We start from the raw sequence: 13574 nt of genomic DNA, 5'->3' as shown, positions 1-13574 counted from the left end.
TCCTCAGATGCTGACGCCGACCGTCACCGGCTCGTTGACCAAGGTGACCCCGAAGACCGCATGGACGCCCGTGACGACCTCGCGGGCCAGGGCGAGGAGGTCCTCGGTGGTGGCCCCGCCACGGTTGGTCAGCGCGAGGGTGTGCTTGGTGGAGATCCGGGCGGGGCCGGTGCCGTATCCCTTGGTGAAGCCGGCCTTGTCGATCAGCCAGGCCGCGCTGGTCTTCGTACGGCCGTCGCCGGCGGGGTACGCGGGCGGGGCGGTGTCGGGGCCGAGGCGGTCCTGGACGCGGGTGAGGAAGGCGCTGTACGCCTCGTCGCTCAGGATCGGGTTGTGGAAGAAGGAGCCGGCGGACCAGGTGTCGTGGTCGGCGGGGTCGAGGACCATGCCCTTGCCCGCGCGCAGGCGCAGCACGGTGTCGCGGGCGCTGGCGGCCGGGACGCGGTCGCCGGCCTCGACGCCGAGGGCGCGGGCGGTCTCGGGGTACTTGATCGGTGCGGACAGGCCGCCCGCGTCCTCCAGGGCGAAGCGGACGCGCAGCACGACGTAGCGGTCGGGCTGGTCCTTGAAGGTGCTGTTGCGGTACCGGAAGGCGCACTCGGCGGCGGTCAGCGTGACCGTCTCGCGCCGGGTGCGGTCGTACGCGACGACCTCGGTGATGGTGTCGCAGACCTCCTGGCCGTACGCCCCGACGTTCTGGATGGGGGTGGCACCGGCGGAGCCGGGGATTCCGGCGAGGCACTCGATGCCGGCCAGGCCCGCCTCGACGCTGCGGGCGACGGCGTCGCTCCAGTTCTCGCCGGCGGCGAGCTCCAGGGTGGTGCCGTCGAGGTGGAAGCCGGTGGTCGCGATGCGCAGGGCGGTGCCCTCGAAGCCGCGGTCGCCGATGACCAGGTTGCTGCCACCGCCGATGACGAGGAGCGGGGTGCCGCTCTCGTCCGCGGTGCGGACGGCCTCGACCACCTCGGCGTCGGTGGTCGCGGTGACCAGCCGGGTGGCGGGGCCACCGAGACGGAAGGTGGTCAGGGGGGCGAGGGGGGCGTCGTGGAGTTCCTGCACGTGGACAAGAGTACGGTCCGTACCCCTCGCATCCCTGCGGGGCCACGGACCGCACGTCACGAGCGGGCCCGCTGTTCGGCCAGCCGGCGCTCGGCCTCGGCCCAGGTGACCGGGAGCCCGGAGGCCGGGGCGGTCCAGAAGGCGAAGGTCGATTCCCGCATGAACGCCGCGGCGGCGCGGGAGCTGGAGCGGTGCGGCTCGCTGCCGGCGAAGCGGTACAGCGCGTCGCGGTCCTGCCAGGCGGAGAGGGTCAGGAAGGTCCGGCTGAAGACCCGGGCCCGGAGGGCGACGCCGTGGGCTCCGGGGGCCCGGCGGACCTGGCGGATGATGCCGGGCGACCGGAGGAAGAACCGGAAGGCTCCGATGAGGGTCTCGGTCTCGAAGCGGGAGGCCATGACGTGGACCTCGGCGCCGGGAGCGGGCGGGGTGGGCGTGGACCAGGGGACGTCGGGCATGGCGGGTGTTCCTTTCCGTTCGCGGTCGGGAGCCGTTCAGCGCGCGGCGGGGACCTTGTCGGCGGGGACGGGGCTGGTAGCGGGGCTGTGGGCGGAGGCGGGGGCGTTCCCGGCGGCGCCGGGCGCCCGGCCCTGGGCGGCCCGCTTGCCCGGGACCAGAAGGGCGAAGGCGGCTGCCACGGCCACCGCGGCGGCGCCTATCCACAGCGCGGGCACGGTCCCGTCGGTGAAGGCCTGCGGGGACTCGTAGCCGCCCTGGGCGGAGAAGACGGAGGCCAGGACGGCGACCCCGAGTGCTCCGCCGACCTCGCGCAGGGCGTTGTTGGCGCCGGAGGCCTTGCCGTGGTCGGCGGGGGACACGGTGGACATCAGGATGTTGGAGGCGGGGGCGAAGTACAGGCCCATGCCGATGCCGCTGAGGATCAGCGCCGGCAGCTGGGCGGCGTACGAGACGTCGGCGCTCAGGATCATCGCGAACCAGCCGAGGCCGAGGGCTTGCAGCGCGAGCCCGGCGGCGACGACGGGACGGCCGCCGATCCGGTCGGACAGGATGCCCGCGACCGGGGCCACGAACATCGGCATGGCGGTCCAGGGGAGCATGCGCACCCCGGCCTGGGTGGGCGAGTAGCCGGCGACGCCCTGGAGGAACTGGCTGAGCAGGAAGATCGAGCCGAACATGCCCAGGTACATCAGCAGGCTGGCCATGTTGATCCCGAGGAAGCCGCGGCGCAGGAAGAGGCGCATGGGCAGCATCGGGTTCGGGTTGCGGAAGCCGTGGTGGACGAATCCGCCGACGAGCGCGGTGCCGGCGATCAGGCCGGTGAGTACGGGAGCACTGGTCCAGCCGTGGGCGTTGGCGTTGACGAGCCCGTAGACGATGCCGAAGAGGCCGCCGCTGATGAGGAGCGTGCCCGGTACGTCGAGACGGGCGTTCGGGGCGGTCGACTCGGCCAGCTTGAGGCGGGCGAGCGGGATCAGGGCCAGCCCGATCGGGACGTTCAACCAGAAGATCCACTGCCAGGAGATGTGCTCGGTGAGGGTGCCGCCGATGAGCGGGCCGCTGGCGACGGCGAGGCCGCCGACGGCGCCGAAGATCCCGAGGGCCATGCCTCGGCGGGCGGCCGGGACGGCGGCGGTGAGCAGGGTGAGGGTGAGCGGCATCATGACCGCGGCGCCGACGCCCTGGACTGCGCGGGCGGCGATGAGCTCGTTGATGCCGGGCGAGATGGCGGCCGCAGCGGAGGCTCCGGTGAATACCGCGAGGCCGGCCATGAAGAGACGGCGCCGGCCGAAGCGGTCGCCGAGGGCCGCGCCGAACATCAGGAGGACGGCGAAGGTGAGCGTGTACGCGTTCACCGTCCACTCCAACTCCTCCAGCGCACCGCCGAGGTCCTTGCGGATGGCGGGGAGCGCGGTGGTGACGACGAGGTTGTCGAGGGCGGCCATGAAGCCGGCCGTGGAGGTGAGGACGAGGGCCCAGACGGCGGGTGCGCGCATCGCGGTGTCCCGTGCCTCGCGGGTGTCTCGGGTCTCTCTGGTGTCTTGCGAGCCGTTCACGGTTTCCCCCTGAAGGTGAGAACTGAGCTGTTAGTTATCACTTACTAACTTTGCGGCGCATGAAAATGCGCCGCAGCGCAGAGCCCGGATGCACCTACTCCGGTTCCGACTGCTTCTCGACGCGGGCGGAGGGGTACAGCGCCTCCCACACCCGGTGCCCGGGCGGAAAACCCATGGCGGCCAGGGTGTTGATCAGCATTCCGTAGGCCATGAAGGTCGTGGTCTCGTTCACGTCGCCGCCGAGGGGGATGTGAACGGTGTCCCAGAGTTCCATCCAGCCCTTGCGGACGAGTTCGCCGAGCTGGTGGTCGCCGGCCGCCTCGGCGGCGGCGACGGTGACGTACATCTGGAGCTGCATCTGGAGCTTGTCCGGGTCCTCGGAGATGAGCCGGGCGTACGCGTTCGCCATGGCGACCGTGGCTTCTTCCCCCTCCAGCCCCTCGGCGGCGGCGGCGAAGACCTCGCGGGTGTCCCGCAGGCAGCGCTCGGCGGCGGCGAGGAAGATGGCCGGCTTGTTGGGGAAGAGGCGGAACAAGTACGGCTGCGAAACGCCGACGCGCTTGGCGATGGCCTCGGTGGAGGTCCCGTAGTACCCGCCGCGGGCGAACTCGTGCATCGCCGCGCGGATGACGCTCTCACGTCGCTCGTCTGCGCTCATCCTTGCCATGGCAATAAGTTAGTGCTCAATCACTAACTAAGTCAACCCCGGCCGGAGCCGTTCCCCGGCGCCGTGGCGGCCGGGGAACGGACGGGTCAAGCCAGGGTCACCACGGCCCGGGACATGCCCAGGACCTTCTGGCCCGCGCTCATGGCCGTCAGGTCAACCCGTACCCGGTTGTCCTCCAGCTTGGCCGCGACCTTGCCCGTGACCTCGATCAGCGCGCCCTCGTCGTCGTTCGGCACGACCACCGGCTTCGTGAACCGCACGCCGTACTCCACGACCGCGCCCGGGTCGCCGACCCAGTCGGTGACGACGCGGATCGCCTCGGCCATCGTGAACATGCCGTGCGCGATCACGTCCGGCAGCCCGACCCCCTTGGCGAACTTCTCGTTCCAGTGGATCGGGTTGAAGTCGCCCGAGGCGCCCGCGTACCGCACCAGCGTGGCGCGCGTCACCGGGAAGGACGCCGCCGGCAGCTCCGTGCCGACCTCGACGTCGGCGTAGTTGATCTGCGCAGTCATCTCAGGCCTCCTCGGGGGCGCGGGAGACGAGCTTCGTCCACGCCGTCACCACGTGCTCGCCGGTCTCGTCGTGGACCTCGCCGCGGATGTCGATGATGTCGTTGCCCGCCATCGACTTCACGGCTTCGATGGTGGAGGTGACCGACAGGCGGTCACCGGCCCGCACGGGCCGCGAATAGGCGAACTTCTGGTCGCCGTGCACGACGCGGCTGTAGTCCAGACCCAACTGCGGGTCCTCCACTACCTGGCCCGCCGCCGCGAATGTGATCGCAAACACGAAAGTCGGCGGAGCGATCACATCGAGGTGGCCGAACGCCTTGGCGGCATCGGGGTCGGTGTAGACGGGATTCACGTCACCCACCGCCACCGCGAATTCGCGGATCTTCTCCCGGCCGACCTCGTACGGATCGGTGGGCGGGTAGCTCCGCCCGACGAAGGACTGGTCGAGCGCCATGGCTCCCTACCTCCTGTTGAAAAAGACGGTCACATCAGGAAAACGATCAGGGAACCGATCACAAAACGATCAGGGAGCCGATCGTGGAAACGACACGAGGCCGCCCCCCGATGAAGGGGACGACCTCATGACGGTGCCTGTATTCGAGACTTCGCTAGGGTCAGCGGGTCTCGCGGTGCGCGGTGTGCGAGTTGCAGCGCGGGCAGTGCTTCTTCATCTCCATGCGGTCCGGGTTGTTACGCCGGTTCTTCTTGGTGATGTAGTTCCGCTCCTTGCACTCCACGCAGGCCAGCGTGATCTTCGGGCGGACGTCGGTGGCAGCCACGTGAGTGCTCCTTGACGGACTATGGGACGGATGAACGCATAAAAGAGTAGCCGATCGGGAGACCGACCCCGCAATCGGCTACTGTGGGTAGCGGCGACCGGACTTGAACCGGTGACACAGCGATTATGAGCCGCTTGCTCTACCGACTGAGCTACGCCGCTTTGATGTGATCAGCTCCCCACCCGAGGGCAGGGAACCTCTCTCACCAGAGCCCCAATGCGGAATCGAACCGCAGACCTTCTCCTTACCATGGAGACGCTCTACCGACTGAGCTATTGGGGCGAGCGATGAAGACATTACACGGTTGCCCGCCCATCGCCCAAATCCTTTGCGGGGACTGGCCTCCGAGGGGGTCGCCGAGACTTTCCCGATCAGGGCGCAGGCGGCCCCGGAGCCGATTTCGGGTCAGATTGTGGCCGGGCTCACAAAACTGACACCCCGCGCGGCGCTCCCGGGCCCGCACGAGAGGGCACGCGTCGAACCCGTACGGCAGGCGCACGCGGGCGACCCGCGCGCGCCTGCACGCTGCGGCGCACGGGCACCACACCGGTACGACTATTGCGCTCCTCCGTGAACGGGAGAGCCCTGCACCCTAGGCTCTGAGCACGCTGCGTGATCTTGGGCCGCGGGCAGCGGCCACACGGCCCAGGAACCGCCCGAGCCACCGCAGGAGCGCGATGTCCGACAGCCAGCCGCAGCAGCCGTCCCCCTTCCCGCCGGGCGGCCGTGGCGAGGGCGGCGGCCACGGGCCGCAGCGCCCGGCCGGCAACGCGAACGCGGCCGCCGCCGAATCCTCCACCCTCCTGCTCGTCGGGGCCCGCCTCACGGACGGCCGTACGGTCGACGTCCGGCTCGGCGGCGGCCGGATCCAGGCCGTCGGCACCGCGGGCAGCCTGCCCTCCCCCGCGCTCAACCGGGTGGACCTCAGCGGCTACCTGCTGCTGCCCGCCCCCGCCGAGCCGCACGCCCACGGGGACACCGCCCTGACCGCCGACGGCGAGGGGCCCGTCTCGTACACGCCCGACGAGGTGCAGCGGCGGGCCACCGAGGCCGCCCTGCTCCAGCTCGGGCACGGCGCCACGGCGGTGCGCTCCCACGTCCGGATCGGCGACGTCCACGGCCTCGGCCCCATGGAGGCCGTGCTCCAGGCCCGCCGCTCCCTGCGGGGGCTCGCCGACCTGACCGCCGTCGCCGTGCCCCGCCTGCTGACCGGCGCGGCCGGGGGGGACGGGCTCGCCATGCTGCGGGACGCGGTGAAGATGGGCGCCTCCGTCATCGGCGGCTGCCCGGACCTGGACCCCGACCCGACGGGCTTCCTCGAAGCCGTCCTGGAACTCGCCGCCGAGCACGGCTGCCCCGTCGACCTGCACACGGACGGTGACGATCCCGGCCGGCTGGCCCGGCTCGCGGCGATGGCGGGCGGGCTCCGGCCGGGGGTCACGATCGGCCCCTGCGGCGGGCTGTCGCGGCTCCCGCTGGACGTGGCGCACCGGGCCGCCGACCAGCTGGCCGCGGCCGGCGTACGGGTGACCTGCCTGCCCCAGGGCGACTGTGCGGCCCTGGAGCGGCGCGGCCTGCGGACCGCGCCCGTACGGCTGCTGCGTGCCGCCGGGGTGCGGGTCGCGGCCGGCAGCGGGGCGCTGCGGGACGCCGGGAACCCGGTCGGGCGCGGCGACCCGCTGGAGGCGGCGTACCTGTTGGCGTCCCAGGGCGGGCTGCGGGCGGGCGAGGCCTACGCGTCGGTGAGCGCCTGCGCCCGCGAGGCCATGGGGCTGCCGGAGGTCCGGGTCGAGGCCGGTTTCCCGGCGGAGCTGCTCGCCGTGCGCGGGGACCGGATCGCGGGCGTGCTGTCCCTGGCCTACAGCCGGATCGTGATCCACCGCGGCCGGGTGGTAGCCCGGACGAGTGCCGTACGGGAGTACTGCGACTCGGCGGTCGCGGTGGCCCTGGACCTGCCCCGGCAGGGCCGTACGGAGCCCGGTCCCTGAACGTCCGCCGGCCCGTCGGCGGTGACCTTCGCGGGCGCGGGCGCCCGGCTCGTCGTACGGTCGGGGCATGCGCATCGTCATCGCGGGTGGACACGGTCAGATCGCTCTGCGGCTGGAGCAGCTCCTCGCCGCGCGCGGGTACGAGGTCGCCGGCATCATCCGCGACCGGGCGCAGGGCGACGACCTGCGGGAGTCGGGCGCCGAACCGGTGCTCTGCGACCTGGAGTCGGCTACGGTCGAGCATGTGGCGGGCATCCTGCAGGGCGCGGACGTGGCGGTGTTCGCGGCCGGGGCCGGCCCGGGCAGCGGCGCGGGCCGCAAGGACACCGTGGACCGGGGTGCGGCGGTGCTGTTCGCCGACGCGGCCGAACGGGCGCGGGTGCGGCGCTTCCTGATGGTCTCTTCGATGGGCGCGGACGCGCACCACGAGGGCGATGACGTCTTCGACGTCTACCTGCGGGCGAAGGGCGCGGCGGACGAGCACGTACGGACGCGGCTGGGCCTGGAGTGGACGGTCCTGCGGCCCGGCTCGCTCACCGACGACCCCGGGACGGGGCACGTGCGGCTGGAGGCGCGGACGGGCCGCGGACCGGTGACGCGCGACGACGTGGCGGCCGTGCTGGCGGAGCTGGTCGAGACCCCGGCGACGGCCGGACTGACGCTGGAGCTGATCGGGGGGTCGACGCCGGTCGCGGTGGCCGTCAAGGACGTCGCGGGCAACTGAGGGACGGCTGAGCGACGGTTGTGGGGCGGCTGGGGAGCAGCTGAGGAGCCCTCAGAACTCGGCGGTCACCTTGTCGTCGGAGCGGCCGACGGAGTCCTGCTGGTACTGCTTCTCGTAGGCCTGCCGGATCCGCTCGATGCGTGCGCTGCGCTCGTCGGCCTCCTTCTCCGGGTAGAGCAGGACCACCTCGTACGAGGTCTCGCGGATGACCTTGCCGGCCCGCTGCCACTGGCCGCGCCCGTCCAGGAGCGTGAGGCCCTCGGGGAAGGCGGGCGTGATCTCGCGGTCCAGGAACCGCATGAACTCCTGCTCCGCGACGGGGGTCCGGCCGCCGGGGCGTTCGGTGCCGAAATAGAGGGTGGTCTCCTGGTAGGGCGCGCCCACGTGGCTGTGCAGTGCCGCGCCGACCAGGGCCGGGATGCCGGCTCCGAGGAGGGCGAGGAGCACGCCGCCGCCGACCTTCCCGCGCGTGTCAGAAATGAGGTTCACGTCCGGAGAACGAACAGCGGACCGGGACGATGCGGCCGGTCACCGGCCCCCCGCCGAACGGCGGTATGCGAGAAGACCCCCGTACGGCGCTTCCGCAGTACGGGGGTCTCACATCGCGTGGCGGCGCCAGGGTTCGAACCTGGGTAGGCTGAGCCGGCAGATTTACAGTCTGCTCCCTTTGGCCACTCGGGCACACCGCCAAGAGGTGCTGCCATTTTTTCCGCCTCGCGGCGGCGCTCCCTGGCAACGACGTAAACGATACCTGATGACCGGGGGTGCTTCACCACCGGATTGATCAGCCCTGCGAGTGGGCGCGGTGGCTAGGCTTTGCGGAGCGGTCCGGGGATGTCCGGCCGCGCCCTCCGGGGCAATGACAGCCGACTTCAAGGAGCCACAGCACATGGCCGACTCCAGTTTCGACATCGTCTCGAAGGTCGAGCGGCAGGAGGTCGACAACGCCCTCAACCAGGCCGCCAAGGAACTCTCGCAGCGCTACGACTTCAAGGGCACCGGCGCCACCATCGCCTGGTCCGGCGAGAAGATCCTGATGGAGGCGAACTCCGAGGAGCGCGTCAAGGCCGTCCTGGACGTGTTCGAGACCAAGCTGGTCAAGCGCGGGATCTCGCTGAAGGCGCTCGACGCCGGCGAGCCGCAGCTGTCCGGCAAGGAGTACAAGATCTTCGCCTCCATCGAGGAGGGCATCTCCCAGGAGAACGCCAAGAAGGTCGCGAAGATCATCCGGGACGAGGGCCCCAAGGGCGTCAAGGCCCAGGTGCAGGGCGAGGAGCTGCGCGTCAGCTCCAAGAGCCGTGACGACCTGCAGGCCATCCAGGCGCTGCTCAAGGGCAAGGACCTGGACTTCGCGATCCAGTTCGTGAACTACCGCTGATCGCGGTCTGCCACCTGCCGTCCGGCGGCCCGGCGGTCCTCTCCAGGACCGCCGGGCCGCGGCTGTTTCCGGGGGCGTGCGGGACATGGGCCCGGCGTGCGCGGCGCATGCGCCTCAATGGCTCCCGATGACCACTTGGGCAGCGCTACGCGCGCCCACCACCCTGGGGACACCCGTCACCGCGGGTCAGGGGAGGTTCTCGGATGTCCGGTCTCGACACGTTTCGCGAAGACTTCGGGGCTTCCGTCGTCGTCGCGCTCGTCGCACTGCCGCTCTGCGTGGGCGTGGCCGTCGCCTCCGGTGTGCCGGCCGAGCTCGGCATCGTCACCGGTGTGGTGGGCGGGCTGATCACCGGCTGGTTCCGGGGCAGCTCGCTCCAGGTGAGCGGGCCGGCCGCCGGTCTCACCGTGCTCGTCTACGAAGCGGTGCACACGCACGGGGCGCGCGCGCTCGGTGTCCTGGTCCTGGCCGCCGGGGTGCTCCAGCTGGCCATGGGAGCGCTGCGGCTCGGTCGATGGTTCCGGGCGATCTCCGTGGCCGTCGTGCACGGGATGCTCGCCGGGATCGGCCTCGTCCTGATCGCGGGGCAGCTGTACGCCATGGGCGGGGTACCGGCCCCCGGCGGCACGCTGGAGAAGCTGGCCGCGGTGCCGTCGCTCGCCGGACAGGCCGATTGGGCGGCCGTCGCGCTCGGGGCCGGAACCATCGCCGTCGTCGTGGCCTGGCGCCGGATGCCGGCCCGGATGCGGCTCGTACCCGGAGCGCTCGTCGGGGTGGCGGCCGCCACCCTCGTGTCCGTGCTGCTGCGGCTGCCCGTCGACAAGGTGACGGTGACCGGCGTGCTGGGGGCCGTGACCCCTCCCGGCTGGAGGGACTTCGGGTTGCTCGCCTCGGCCGGCGCCCTCGGAACCGTGGTCGCCCTGACCCTGATCGCCTCCGCCGAGACGCTGTTCAGCGCGGCCGCCGTCGACCGGATGCACGACGGGCCGAAGACCCACTACGACCGGGAGCTCATGGCCCAGGGCGTCGGCAACACCGTGTGCGGACTGCTCGGTGCGCTGCCGATGACGGCCGTCATCGTGCGCAGCGCCGCCAACGTGGAAGCCGGGGCCCGCACCCGGGCGTCCCGGGTGCTGCACGGCGGCTGGCTGCTGTTGTTCGCCGTCGCGCTCCCCCAACTGCTCCAAGTGGTGCCGCTCGCCGCACTGGCCGGGGTGCTGCTGCACGCCGGATGGAAACTGCTGCCGGCGCGGGCCGTCGCCGGCCTGTGGCGCTCACACCGGGGCGAGGCGGTGGTGCTGGTGGCGACGGCGGGCGCGATCGTGGCCACCAACCTCTTCGAGGGGGTGCTGGTCGGACTGGGACTCGCCGTGGTCAAGGCGGCTTGGGAGACCTCCCACGTGCACATCGAGGAGGTGTGGGAGGGCGAGGAGCTCCGCGTGCAGGTCATGGGGAGCGCCAGCTTCCTGCGGCTGCCGAAACTGCTGGACGACCTTGACGCACTGCCGGCCGGACAGCCCGTGCGCCTCGACCTGAGCGGGCTGCGCCACCTGGACCACGCCTGCCTGACGGCCCTTCACGGCTGGGAGCAGAACCGGACCCCGTTGGCCGGTCGCGAGGGCGTCATCTAGGGCGGTTACCCTCCGCCCGTGAACACAGGGCTGAAGCGGACACTGGGCGTCTTCGACGCGGTCGTCGTCGGGCTGGGCGCCATGGTCGGGGCCGGCATCTTCGCCGCGCTCGCCCCGGCGGCGGGCGCCGCGGGACCGGCGGGCGGCGCGCTGCTCACCGCCCTCGCGGTGGCGGCCCTGATCGCCTACTGCAACGCGTGGTCCTCGGCGCGGCTGGCCGCCCGGTACCCGGCCTCCGGGGGGACCTACGTGTACGGGCGGGAACGGCTCGGCCCGTTCTGGGGGTACCTGGCCGGCTGGGGTTTCGTCATCGGCAAGACCGCCTCGTGCGCGGCGATGGCGCTCACCGTGGGGGCGTACGTGTGGCCCGGGCAGCAGCGGGCCCTGGCCGTCGCGGCGGTGGTGGCGCTGACTGCCGCGAGCTACGGCGGCGTGCAGAAGTCCGCCCGGATCGCCCGGCTGATCGTGGCGGCGGTACTGGCCGTGCTGGCCGGGGTCGTGGTGGTGTGCCTGACGTCCGGCGCGGCGGACGCGAGCCGGCTCGGCGGTCCGGCCGGGGGCGGCGCGGGCGGCCTGCTCCAGGCGGCCGGGCTGCTGTTCTTCGCCTTCGCGGGGTACGCACGGATCACCACCCTGGGCGAGGAGGTGCGTGATCCGGAGCGCACGATCCCGCGGGCGGTGCCCCTCGCTCTGGGGATCGCCCTGTTCGTGTACGCCGCGGTGGCGGTGGCGGCGCTGTCGGTGCTGGGGGCCGACGCCCTGGCGGCTTCGACGGCCCCGCTGGCCGACGCGGTACGGGCGGCGGGCCGGCCCGGACTGACCCCCGTGGTCCGGGCCGGGGCGGCCCTGGCGGCGCTGGGCTCGCTGCTGGCCCTGGTGCTCGGGGTGTCGCGGACCACCCTGGCGATGGCCCGGGACGGCCATCTCCCCCGCGCGCTGGCCGCCGTACACCCCCGGCACCAGGTGCCGCACCGTGCGGAGCTCGCCGTGGGTGCGGTGGTCGCGGTGCTCGCGGCGACCACCGATCTGCGGGGCGCGATCGGCTTCTCCTCCTTCGGAGTGTTGGCCTACTACGCGATCGCGAACGCTTCCGCGTGGACTCTCGATTCAGGTGTCAAGGGCCGGGCCGTGGCAGCGGTCGGGCTGTCCGGCTGTGTCGTGCTGGCCTGCGCGCTGCCTCCCGCTTCGGCGGTCGCGGGGGCTGCGGTGCTGGCCGTGGGTGCGCTGGTCTACGCCCTGCGCGAGCGGGTCACACGCGGGACCTGAAGTCGGTCCAGGGCGCCAGGTCCAGGTCGTACTCCTCCCCCGCGGCGGAGTCCTCGCAGTACCAGGCGCTGCCGTCGAGCCAGCCGCGCAGCCAGTCGGCCAGGCTCGGGGCGTCGATGAACCAGGCGAGGTCCGGTTCGCCCAGGGTCGGGTCGAACAGCAGGACTTGGGCGGTCTCGGACCGGCAGTCGACGCACACGTACGTCCCGCAGCCCCAGTGGGCGATCGGCAGCACGCCGCCGGGCCATTTCCATCCGGACCCGCGCATCGCCCGGTAGGTGGCGACGGCGTCCTCCAGGGGCATCAGCCCGCCCTCCGGGCCGAACCCGCCGTCCGCGACACGGGTGTGGAGACCGGCGAGCAGCGGCGGAAGCTCGAAGCCGAGTATGAGCGCGGCGCGGGCCGGCTCCGCGGCGTCCAACGGCGCCGGCAGGGGCTTCGCGGGCCCGTCCGCACCGCTGCGCGCACGGGTGGCGACTTGCTCCAGCAACTGCTCGGTCTCGTTCATGCGTTCATGGTGACCCACACCACTGACAATCGCCCTGACCTGTGCCGAAGCGCGCCCGAGCCGCCGTCAGCCGCCCGTCTCCCGAGGCCCCTTGTCGGTGTCCTCGCGCGCCGAGTCGTACCCGATGAAGTACGTGGGGCGGCGCTGTACGGCGGTGTAGATCCGGCCGATGTACTCGCCGAGCAGGCCGACGCAGATCAGCTGCACCCCGCCGAGGAAGAGCATGGCGACGAACAGCGAGGTCCAGCCGGGCACGGTCTTGCCGACCAGGAAGACCACCAAGGTCACGGCGATCATGACGAGGCACGCCACGAAGCTGATGACGCCGAGCCAGGTCGCGATCCGCAGCGGGGCGGCCGAGAAGTTGGTGATGCCGTCCACGGCGAGGCGGATCATCTTGCTCAGCGGGTACTTGGTCTCGCCCGCCACGCGCTCGGCCCGCCGGTACGTGACCTGGCCGCTCGGGAAGCCGAGCCAGGGCACCAGCAGCCGGTAGACCTGCTGCTGGTCGGGCAGGGCCTTGAGGGCCTCCACGGCCTCGCGGCTGAGCAGCCGGAAGTCCCCGGCCTGCGCGGGCACCTGCTTGCCGACCATGCGGCGCATGAGCCAGTAGTAGGCGGCGGCGGTGCGCCGCTTGAAGCCGGTGTCGGTGCTGCGGTCGGAGCGGACGCCGTAGACGATGTCGAGGTTCTCGGACCGGGCGAGGTCCAGCATCTCCGGTATTTTCTCCGGCGGGTCCTGGAGGTCGGCGTCGATGCTGGCCACGTACGCCCCGACCGCGCTGTGCAGCCCGGCGCGCAGGGCGGCCTGGTGGCCAGAGTTGCCGCGCAGCCGCACGATGCGGAGCTCGGGCCAGTCCGTGCGGAACTTCTCCAGGAGTTCGGCGGTCCGGTCGGTGCTGCCGTCGTCGACGGCGAGCACCTCGTACCCGACGCCGGTGTCGTCGAGCACCGGGCGCAGGCGGCTCACCAGGGCGGGGAGCGCCTCTTCCTCGTTGTACATCGGCACGATGACCGACAGGGTCGTGGCCGTGCTCGCAGCCGACAC

Annotated in this window: 15 protein-coding genes and 3 tRNA genes; 5 read left to right on the top strand and 13 right to left on the bottom strand. The window is 72.1% G+C overall.

The genetic code is table 11. The features are described 5' to 3' along the window. Window positions 1-3: 3 nt before the first annotated feature. From OHA65_RS22310 to OHA65_RS22270, 9 genes are all read right to left on the bottom strand, one after another. Window positions 4-1119, bottom strand: coding sequence for a UDP-N-acetylmuramate dehydrogenase (locus tag OHA65_RS22310; RefSeq protein WP_328763385.1), 1116 nt, complete (start codon window positions 1117-1119; stop codon window positions 4-6). After that, on the bottom strand, window positions 1116-1514 hold the full coding sequence (locus OHA65_RS22305) for a DUF3291 domain-containing protein (RefSeq protein WP_327284896.1): 399 nt from the start codon (window positions 1512-1514) through the stop codon (window positions 1116-1118). The genes OHA65_RS22310 and OHA65_RS22305 overlap by 4 nt, the downstream gene beginning before the upstream one ends. Window positions 1515-1550: 36 nt before the next feature. Further along, window positions 1551-3011 (bottom strand): DHA2 family efflux MFS transporter permease subunit, encoded by a 1461-nt coding sequence (locus OHA65_RS22300; RefSeq protein WP_327285745.1) that lies wholly within the window; start codon window positions 3009-3011, stop codon window positions 1551-1553. A 154-nt stretch (window positions 3012-3165) separates the two neighbouring features. After that, on the bottom strand, window positions 3166-3738 hold the full coding sequence (locus OHA65_RS22295) for a helix-turn-helix domain-containing protein (RefSeq protein WP_327284895.1): 573 nt from the start codon (window positions 3736-3738) through the stop codon (window positions 3166-3168). A gap of 86 nt (window positions 3739-3824) precedes the next feature. Further along, window positions 3825-4253 carry a MaoC family dehydratase gene (locus tag OHA65_RS22290; protein ID WP_329314304.1) on the bottom strand — a complete coding sequence of 143 codons (429 nt, stop codon included), beginning with the start codon at window positions 4251-4253 and terminating at the stop codon, window positions 3825-3827. A 1-nt stretch (window position 4254) separates the two neighbouring features. Continuing rightward, on the bottom strand, window positions 4255-4707 hold the full coding sequence (locus tag OHA65_RS22285; RefSeq protein ID WP_327284893.1) for a MaoC family dehydratase N-terminal domain-containing protein: 453 nt from the start codon (window positions 4705-4707) through the stop codon (window positions 4255-4257). 160 nt (window positions 4708-4867) lie between these two features. Then, window positions 4868-5032 (bottom strand): 50S ribosomal protein L33, encoded by a 165-nt coding sequence (rpmG, locus tag OHA65_RS22280; protein WP_007265873.1) that lies wholly within the window; start codon window positions 5030-5032, stop codon window positions 4868-4870. An 88-nt stretch (window positions 5033-5120) separates the two neighbouring features. Continuing rightward, window positions 5121-5193: transfer RNA gene (locus tag OHA65_RS22275), tRNA-Met, on the bottom strand. 48 nt (window positions 5194-5241) lie between these two features. Then, window positions 5242-5314: transfer RNA gene (locus OHA65_RS22270), tRNA-Thr, on the bottom strand. 395 nt (window positions 5315-5709) lie between these two features. Here OHA65_RS22270 and OHA65_RS22265 point away from each other — a divergent pair. Beyond that, on the top strand, window positions 5710-7020 hold the full coding sequence (locus OHA65_RS22265; protein ID WP_327284892.1) for an amidohydrolase family protein: 1311 nt from the start codon (window positions 5710-5712) through the stop codon (window positions 7018-7020). 67 nt (window positions 7021-7087) lie between these two features. Next, window positions 7088-7744, top strand: a complete 657-nt coding sequence (locus OHA65_RS22260) for an SDR family oxidoreductase (protein ID WP_327284891.1) — start codon at window positions 7088-7090, stop codon at window positions 7742-7744. A 51-nt stretch (window positions 7745-7795) separates the two neighbouring features. On the opposite strand, the gene OHA65_RS22255 is transcribed toward OHA65_RS22260, so the two are convergent. Both OHA65_RS22255 and OHA65_RS22250 read right to left on the bottom strand, forming a co-directional pair. Continuing rightward, on the bottom strand, window positions 7796-8233 hold the full coding sequence (locus OHA65_RS22255) for a DUF3574 domain-containing protein (protein WP_327284890.1): 438 nt from the start codon (window positions 8231-8233) through the stop codon (window positions 7796-7798). 118 nt (window positions 8234-8351) lie between these two features. Beyond that, window positions 8352-8433 (bottom strand) — tRNA-Tyr (locus OHA65_RS22250). Between the two features lie 200 nt (window positions 8434-8633). On the opposite strand from OHA65_RS22250, the gene OHA65_RS22245 reads away from it, so the two are divergent. The 3 genes from OHA65_RS22245 to OHA65_RS22235 all read left to right on the top strand — a co-directional run bounded on the left by OHA65_RS22245 (window position 8634) and on the right by OHA65_RS22235 (window position 12019). Continuing rightward, window positions 8634-9122, top strand: coding sequence for a YajQ family cyclic di-GMP-binding protein (locus OHA65_RS22245; RefSeq protein ID WP_030163016.1), 489 nt, complete (start codon window positions 8634-8636; stop codon window positions 9120-9122). Window positions 9123-9325: 203 nt separating this feature from the next. Further along, the gene (locus tag OHA65_RS22240) at window positions 9326-10753 is read left to right on the top strand and encodes a SulP family inorganic anion transporter (protein WP_328763382.1); all 1428 of its coding nucleotides are present in this window, start codon (window positions 9326-9328) and stop codon (window positions 10751-10753) included. A gap of 18 nt (window positions 10754-10771) precedes the next feature. Then, a complete protein-coding gene (locus OHA65_RS22235) occupies window positions 10772-12019 on the top strand; it encodes an APC family permease (protein ID WP_405762332.1) in 1248 nt (415 codons plus the stop codon). Here the strand turns inward: OHA65_RS22235 and OHA65_RS22230 are convergent. After that, window positions 12003-12527: an SMI1/KNR4 family protein gene (locus OHA65_RS22230; protein ID WP_371644512.1), complete on the bottom strand. Its 525-nt coding sequence runs from the start codon at window positions 12525-12527 to the stop codon at window positions 12003-12005. The genes OHA65_RS22235 and OHA65_RS22230 overlap by 17 nt on opposite strands. A 66-nt stretch (window positions 12528-12593) precedes the next feature. Then, the gene (locus OHA65_RS22225) at window positions 12594-13529 is read right to left on the bottom strand and encodes a glycosyltransferase family 2 protein (RefSeq protein ID WP_405759254.1); all 936 of its coding nucleotides are present in this window, start codon (window positions 13527-13529) and stop codon (window positions 12594-12596) included. Window positions 13530-13574: the final 45 nt, after the last annotated feature.

The sequence above is a fragment of the Streptomyces sp. NBC_00045 genome (genome assembly GCF_045041095.1).
GTDB lineage: Bacteria > Actinomycetota > Actinomycetes > Streptomycetales > Streptomycetaceae > Streptomyces.
The sequence above is the reverse complement of the archived record's forward strand: the minus strand, read 5'-3'. Positions and strand labels throughout refer to the sequence as shown.

What these genes read in the sequence shown, in the direction of transcription:
- OHA65_RS22305 (WP_327284896.1), bottom strand. Translation starts at nt 1,514, where the DNA reads ATGCCCGACGTCCCCTGGTCCACGCCCACCCCGCCCGCTCCCGGCGCC.
- OHA65_RS22300 (WP_327285745.1), bottom strand. Translation starts at nt 3,011, where the DNA reads ATGCGCGCACCCGCCGTCTGGGCCCTCGTCCTCACCTCCACGGCCGGC.
- OHA65_RS22295 (WP_327284895.1), bottom strand. Translation starts at nt 3,738, where the DNA reads ATGGCAAGGATGAGCGCAGACGAGCGACGTGAGAGCGTCATCCGCGCG.
- OHA65_RS22290 (WP_329314304.1), bottom strand. Translation starts at nt 4,253, where the DNA reads ATGACTGCGCAGATCAACTACGCCGACGTCGAGGTCGGCACGGAGCTG.
- OHA65_RS22285 (WP_327284893.1), bottom strand. Translation starts at nt 4,707, where the DNA reads ATGGCGCTCGACCAGTCCTTCGTCGGGCGGAGCTACCCGCCCACCGAT.
- OHA65_RS22265 (WP_327284892.1), top strand. Translation starts at nt 5,710, where the DNA reads ATGTCCGACAGCCAGCCGCAGCAGCCGTCCCCCTTCCCGCCGGGCGGC.
- OHA65_RS22260 (WP_327284891.1), top strand. Translation starts at nt 7,088, where the DNA reads ATGCGCATCGTCATCGCGGGTGGACACGGTCAGATCGCTCTGCGGCTG.
- OHA65_RS22245 (WP_030163016.1), top strand. Translation starts at nt 8,634, where the DNA reads ATGGCCGACTCCAGTTTCGACATCGTCTCGAAGGTCGAGCGGCAGGAG.
- OHA65_RS22240 (WP_328763382.1), top strand. Translation starts at nt 9,326, where the DNA reads ATGTCCGGTCTCGACACGTTTCGCGAAGACTTCGGGGCTTCCGTCGTC.
- OHA65_RS22230 (WP_371644512.1), bottom strand. Translation starts at nt 12,527, where the DNA reads ATGAACGAGACCGAGCAGTTGCTGGAGCAAGTCGCCACCCGTGCGCGC.
- OHA65_RS22225 (WP_405759254.1), bottom strand. Translation starts at nt 13,529, where the DNA reads ATGTACAACGAGGAAGAGGCGCTCCCCGCCCTGGTGAGCCGCCTGCGC.